Here is a 6,012-nt window from a genome sequence, read left to right on the forward strand (position 1 = left end):
GTACCGCGCCGGCGGCGTACCCCGGCACGCGGGGGCCGCCGGGCGTCGGCCGTCCTCCCGTGGCGTCCGGGGCCGGGTCCGCCCACGGCAGCCGGACACGGGGTCCGGACACGGCGCTCGTCAGAGCGGCTTGGCGAAGCAGCGGCTCAGCGGCTCGTGACGGTACAGGCCGAACTTGGTGGTGGGCGTGTAGCCGCTCGACGTGTAGAGGGCTATCGCCTCCGGCTGCTGGGTGCCCGTCTCCAGGACCATCCGGGTCCGGCCGGCGGCGCGTGCGTCCTCCTCCAGGGCGGCCAGCACCCGCCGGGCCAGACCCTGGCCGCGCGCTTCGGTGACCACGTACATGCGCTTGATCTCCGCGTCGCCGTCGGAGTAGCCCTCGTCGTTGCGCTCCTGCGAACGCCAGCCGCCGGTCGCGACCGGTCGTTCCTTCTGGTCGTAGACGACCAGGAACAGCCCGTGGGGCGGCTCGAACATCTCCGGTGCCAGTGGTGTGACGTCCCCCTCGTCTCCGTACCGCACGGCGTACTCGAGTTGGACCTCGGCCTCGAGCTTCCGGGCGTCGGGATGGTCGTAGCGCAGGGTCGCGATGTGCATGACCGCATCGTATGTAGGGTGCAGAGATGTTCAAAGTGACGACCGTCAACGTCAACGGTCTGCGGGCCGCCGCCAAGAAGGGCTACCTGCCGTGGCTGGCGGACACCGACGCGGACGTGGTCTGCCTGCAGGAGGTCCGCGCCGAGGCCGACCAGCTCACCGCGGCGGTACGGGAGCCGGCCGGCTGGCACACCGCGTGGGCGCCGGCCGCCGCGAAGGGCCGGGCCGGTGTGGCACTGCTCACCCGCCGCGAACCCGACGAGGTGAGGACGGGTTTCGGCGTCACCGAGTTCGACGACTCCGGCCGCTACCTGGAAGCCGACCTGCCGGGTGTGACGGTGGCCAGCCTCTACCTGCCGTCCGGTGACGTCGGCACCGAGCGCCAGGAGGAGAAGGAACGCTTCATGGGCGCGTTCCTGCCCTACCTCAAGGAGCTGCGGGCACGTGCGGCGGCCGACGGGCGGGAGGTCGTCGTCTGCGGTGACTGGAACATCGCCCACCGCGAGGCGGACCTGAAGAACTGGCGGGCCAACCGGAAGAACGCCGGTTTCCTGCCCGAGGAGCGGGACTGGCTCAGCCGCGTCCTGGACCCGGCCGACGGCGGTCTGGTCGACGTGGTGCGGGAGCTGCACCCCGACACGGACGGCCCGTACTCGTGGTGGTCCTACCGGGGCCGCGCGTTCGACAACGACAGCGGCTGGCGCATCGACTACCAGGCGGCGACCCCCGGCCTGGCGGCCCGCGCCGTGAAGGCGTACGTGGAGCGGGCCGCGACCCACGAGGAGCGCTGGTCCGACCACGCGCCCGTCACGGTCGTCTACGACCACTGAGGGCGCGCGGTCGGGTCCGTCGGCCCGCGGTGCCTCGCCCGTCTCAGCCGGTGAAGCGGGGGCGGGTGGGGAAGCCGGCGGCGCGGTAGCAGTCGTCGATGAGGGCCATCGTCGCGACGGCGTCGTCCGGGTCGATGGGCAGCGGGGTGCCGTCGCGCAGGCGGGCGGCGAAGGCGTCCAACTGGTAGGCGTAGGTGCTGCGTCGGCCCAGTTCCTCGACGCGGGTGCCGGCCTTGGTGGTGACCTCCAGGCGGTCGTCCAGGTCGGGCTGGATGAAGTTGAGCACCTTCGCCTCACCCTCCGAGCCCGTCACCCGCAGCCCCCACCGGACGTCGTCCGCCGCCATGTGGCAGCGGGACGTCGCGGTGGCCCCGCCGGGGTAGGCCAGTTCGGCGTCGAGCCACTCGTCGACTCCCGGGTGTCCGGCCCGTTCGCCGCCGCGAGCGGTCACGAGGCGCGGTGCTCCGCTGCCCCAGGGGGCGAGTCGGCGGATGGCGTGCAGGCTGTAGCAGCCCAGGTCCATCAGGGCGCCGCCGGCCAGCTCCAGCGACCAGCGGGGGTCGTCGTCGGCGGGCTCGGGTATGTGCAACGAGACGTCGACGTGCCGCAGTTCACCCAGCTCGCCGGAGTCCAGCAGGGCGTGCAGTCGCCGGTTGACCGGGTGGAAGAGGTAGTGGAACGCCTCCAGCACCACCACGCCCGCCTGTGCGGCGGCGTCCCGTACCTCGGCGGCCTCCGCCGCGTTGGAGGCGAACGGCTTCTCGGTCAGCACGTGCTTGCCGGCCCGGACCGCGGCGAGGTTCCACGGCCCGTGCAGGCCGTTGGCGAGCGGGTTGTAGACGGCCTCCACCTCCGGGTCGGCGAGCAGCTCCGCGTACGAGCCGAGCACCCGCTCCACGCCGAGGCGGGCGGCGAAGGCGTCGGCGCGGGTCCGGTCGCGGGCGGCGACGGCGACCAGCCGGTGTCCGGCGAGGCGGGCGGGGGCGACGAGCGCCTTCTCGGCGATCCGGGACGCGCCGAGCACGCCGATGCGCAGGGGTTCCATGGAGCTGCTCCAGAGCGGGAGGGGAAGGGTGTCGGGGCGTCGCCGGGGCTGTGCGGGCTTTCGGTTGAACGGTCACTTAACCGGTTCGGCTGACAGCAGGATGACATGCGCCACGGACGGGCCGGGGAACGGGGGAGGGGAGCCGGCCGGTCGGAGGCCGGGAGGCCCGCGGCGGTGACGGAGGCCTCCTCGCTGCTTCCGGCTACCGGCCGTCGGCCTCCGGGTCGGCGCTCTACGGCCCCTCGGCCTCCGGCGTGGTGGGGTCGGGCGGGGTCGGGCCGGCGGGCGTGCCGAGGGACGGGGGACGGGTCGCGCGCTGTTCCCGCAGCCAGGCGTCCAGGCCGGTGCGGACCTTGCGGTCCAGGGCCATCGACAGTTCGGCGTCCACCACCTGCTTGGTGTACGGGCGCAGTCGCTCGACGGCCGCCGCGATCACCTCCGGGTCGCGGTCCGACGCCAGCAGGTGGGTGCTGACGAGTTCCGCGAACACCGTGGCGATGGCTTCCACGTGGGTGCGCACGTCGCGGCCCGCGTCCAGGACCGCGGCCAGCGGAATGCCCTGCTGGACCAGGGTGGAGGAGGCTTCCAGCAGGCGGCGGCTGACGTGCACCAGATCGTCGCCCCGCACCGCGAGATAGCCGAGTTCGAGTGAGGTGGAGAGGTTCTCCGCCGAGTCGTCGCCGGGAAAGTAGGCGGCCAGCGCCTCGGGGGTGAGGCGCACCGGCTCCTCCTCCGAGAACGACGGGGTGAGGGCTTCGCCCAGGCCGAGCAGTTCGGCCGCGTTGCGGGAGTCGCGGCCCTTCTCGAACGCCGTGAGCAGGTCGGCGATGCCGCCCAGGGTGTGGCCGCGTGCCAGCAGGCTGCTGATGGTCCGCACCCGGGCCAGGTGGTGGTTGTTGTACCAGGCGACCCGGCCCGAGCGCCTCGGCGGCGGCAGCAGCCGGCGTTCCCGGTAGAAGCGCAGGGTCCTGGTGGTGATGCCGGCGGCCGCGGCCAGTTCGGCCGCCCGGTACTCGCGCCCGTCGTCGGCCCCCTCGTCCGGGCCGCCACCGGCTTCGGCGGTTTCGGCGGTTTCCGGAGCCTCGGCGACATCCGACGCCTCGGATCCGGGCCTGTGCCCGGTGGTCCCGTCGTTGCCGTCCGGGGTCTCGGGAGGCTGGCGCGGGTGCCGGGTGTCGCGCCCGCAGAGGGGTGCGCCCGGGTGCTCGCCGGTCTGCTCGTCGGAAGTTCCCACTCCGTCAGCCTATGCCGGAACGCGCCCCGCCACGCGGGGTGCAACCGCCGGTAACTTTTCCCGGCTCACCCTCTACCCACGAGTACGGGCCTGCCCTACGCTGCGAACGTGCCAGTGATTGCTGGCACGGTTTTTCGGTGGACCTCGGGAGGCGGCATGGCCGAGCGCGAGCGGGCGCGTGAGCACGTGCGGGTGGCGGTGATCGGATCCGGATTCGGCGGACTGGGAGCAGCCGTGCAGCTGCGGCGGGCCGGCGTCACGGACTTCGTGGTGCTGGAACGCCGGGCGGCGGTGGGCGGCACCTGGCACGACAACACCTATCCGGGGTGCGCCTGCGACGTGCCCTCGCACCTCTACTCGTTCTCCTTCGCGCCCAACCCGGAGTGGCCGCGCAGCTTCTCCGGCCAGCCGCACATCCGCGCCTACCTGGAGCGGGTCGCGGACACGTTCGGGTTGCGCCCGCACCTGCGGCTCAACTGCGACGTGGAGCAGCTGACCTGGGACACCGACGAGCTGCGCTGGACCGTCGACACCAGCCAGGGCACCCTCACGGCCGACGTGGTGGTCTCCGCCACCGGACCGCTCTCCGACGCGAAGATCCCCGACATCCCCGGACTCGACGGTTTTCCCGGCCGGGTCTTCCACTCGGCGCGCTGGGAGCACGACTACGACCTGAGCGGCAAGCGGGTCGCCATGATCGGCACCGGTGCGTCCGCGATCCAGATCGTGCCCGCCATCGCCCCGACCGTCGGCCGGCTGACCCTGTTCCAGCGGACGCCGGCCTGGGTGATGCCCCGCGTGGACCGCCCGATCAGCGGTGCCGAACGATGGCTGCACGGCAAGCTGCCCGTCACCGGCGCGGTGCGGCGGCAGATCCTGTGGGGCATCAGGGAGCTCCAGGTGGGCGCCTTCACCAGGCACCCCCAGCAGCTCGGCCTGGTGCAGCGGCTCGCCGCCCGGCACATGCGGCGGGTGATCAAGGACCCGGTGACGCGGCGCAAGCTCACCCCCGACTACCGCATCGGCTGCAAGCGCATCCTGCTGTCGAACTCCTTCTATCCGGCGCTCACCCGGGACAACGTGGACCTGGTGGCCTCCGGTCTGAAGGAGGTCCGCGGCAGCACGCTGGTGGCCGCCGACGGCACCACGGCGGAGGCCGACGCGATCGTCTTCGGCACCGGCTTCCACGTCACCGACATGCCGATCGCCAGGAAGGTGAAGGGCGCCGACGGCACCACGCTCGCCGAGGCGTGGAAGGGCGGCATGGAGGCGCTGCGCGGTGCCAGCGCCGCCGGCTTCCCCAACTTCCTGACCGTGATCGGCCCCAACACCGGCCTCGGCAACAGCTCGATGATCCTGATGATCGAGGCCCAACTCGCCTACGTCACCGACTTCCTGAAGCAGCTCGACACGCTCGGCGGACGGGTCGCGCTGGACGCCCGGCCGCAGGCCGTGAGCGCCTGGAACCAGCGGATCCAGGAACGGATGCGGCGCACGGTGTGGAACACCGGCGGCTGCGACAGCTGGTACCTGGACGCCAACGGCCGCAACACCACGGTCTGGCCCGGCACGACCGCCGAGTTCCGCAGGGCCACCGCGGAGGTCCGCCTGGAGGAGTACCGGGTACTGCGCGCCCCCGCGGCGCGCGTCACCGCACCGGCGGCCTCTCCGGCTGCCGCCACCGACGAGGAGGCCGCCGCATGAGGCGACGCACACGTACCGTGACCGGCGACCACGCGCCACTCGAACCGTCCCGGGTGCTGACGGTGGTCTCCCCCGACGGCTCCCGGCTGCACACCGAGGTGCACGGCCCCGAGCAGGGCCCGGCGGTGGTACTCGCCCACGGCTGGACCTGCTCCACCGCGTTCTGGGTGCCGGTCGCCCGGCGACTGGTCGCGGACGGCCACCGGGTGGTGCTCTACGACCAGCGCGGCCACGGGCGTTCACCCGCCCCCGGCGCCGGCGGCTACAGCACCTACGCGCTGGCCGACGACCTGTGCGCGGTGCTCGACGCCACCCTCGCAGCCGGCACCCCGGCGGTGGTCGGAGGGCACTCGATGGGTGCCATGACCATCATGGCCGCAGCCGGACGGCCGCAACTCCAGGAGCACGGCGCCGCGTTGATGTTGTGCAGCACCGGCGCCCGCCGACTGCTCGGTGAGGCCCGGGTGTTGCCCTTCCGCGGCCTGGCCGCGCGCACCCGCGCCCACCGGCTGCTGCTGGGGTCGCGGGCGCCGATGGGGCCCGTCTCGGCGCTGTCCAAGCGGGCCCTGCACTACGGCACGATGGGGCCGGGCGCCTCACCC

The 6,012-nt window shown here is 73.2% G+C and carries 6 protein-coding genes; 3 read left to right on the forward strand and 3 right to left on the reverse strand.

The window, feature by feature from the left end; translation table 11 throughout:
- Positions 1-120 precede the first annotated feature (120 nt).
- Entirely contained in the window at positions 121-597 is a 477-nt protein-coding gene (locus ACYVE9_RS13110; protein WP_461027992.1) for a GNAT family N-acetyltransferase, read from the reverse strand.
- Positions 598-623: 26 nt separating this feature from the next.
- On the opposite strand from ACYVE9_RS13110, the gene ACYVE9_RS13115 reads away from it, so the two are divergent.
- Positions 624-1,427: an exodeoxyribonuclease III gene (locus ACYVE9_RS13115; RefSeq protein WP_461027993.1), complete on the forward strand. Its 804-nt coding sequence runs from the start codon at positions 624-626 to the stop codon at positions 1,425-1,427.
- Between the two features lie 43 nt (positions 1,428-1,470).
- Here the strand turns inward: ACYVE9_RS13115 and ACYVE9_RS13120 are convergent, their stop codons facing one another.
- Together ACYVE9_RS13120 and ACYVE9_RS13125 are read right to left on the reverse strand one after the other, a co-directional pair.
- Positions 1,471-2,472, reverse strand: coding sequence for a Gfo/Idh/MocA family protein (locus ACYVE9_RS13120; RefSeq protein WP_461027994.1), 1,002 nt, complete (start codon positions 2,470-2,472; stop codon positions 1,471-1,473).
- A gap of 232 nt (positions 2,473-2,704) precedes the next feature.
- Entirely contained in the window at positions 2,705-3,706 is a 1,002-nt protein-coding gene (locus tag ACYVE9_RS13125) for a MerR family transcriptional regulator (RefSeq protein WP_461027995.1), read from the reverse strand.
- A 156-nt stretch (positions 3,707-3,862) separates the two neighbouring features.
- Here ACYVE9_RS13125 and ACYVE9_RS13130 point away from each other — a divergent pair, with 156 nt between their 5' ends.
- Both ACYVE9_RS13130 and ACYVE9_RS13135 read left to right on the forward strand, forming a co-directional pair.
- Positions 3,863-5,410 carry a flavin-containing monooxygenase gene (locus ACYVE9_RS13130; RefSeq protein ID WP_461027996.1) on the forward strand — a complete coding sequence of 516 codons (1,548 nt, stop codon included), beginning with the start codon at positions 3,863-3,865 and terminating at the stop codon, positions 5,408-5,410.
- The coding region (locus ACYVE9_RS13135) for an alpha/beta fold hydrolase (protein WP_461027997.1) at positions 5,407-6,012 on the forward strand (606 nt) is incomplete at its 3' end. The genes ACYVE9_RS13130 and ACYVE9_RS13135, both read left to right, overlap by 4 nt.

Source organism: Streptomyces sparsus (assembly GCF_054776295.1).

Bases quoted from the DNA above. Each gene is read 5' to 3' on its own strand.
- ACYVE9_RS13110 (WP_461027992.1), bottom strand. From the start codon at position 597: ATGCACATCGCGACCCTGCGCTACGACCATCCCGACGCCCGGAAGCTC.
- ACYVE9_RS13115 (WP_461027993.1), top strand. From the start codon at position 624: ATGTTCAAAGTGACGACCGTCAACGTCAACGGTCTGCGGGCCGCCGCC.
- ACYVE9_RS13120 (WP_461027994.1), bottom strand. From the start codon at position 2,472: ATGGAACCCCTGCGCATCGGCGTGCTCGGCGCGTCCCGGATCGCCGAG.
- ACYVE9_RS13130 (WP_461027996.1), top strand. From the start codon at position 3,863: ATGGCCGAGCGCGAGCGGGCGCGTGAGCACGTGCGGGTGGCGGTGATC.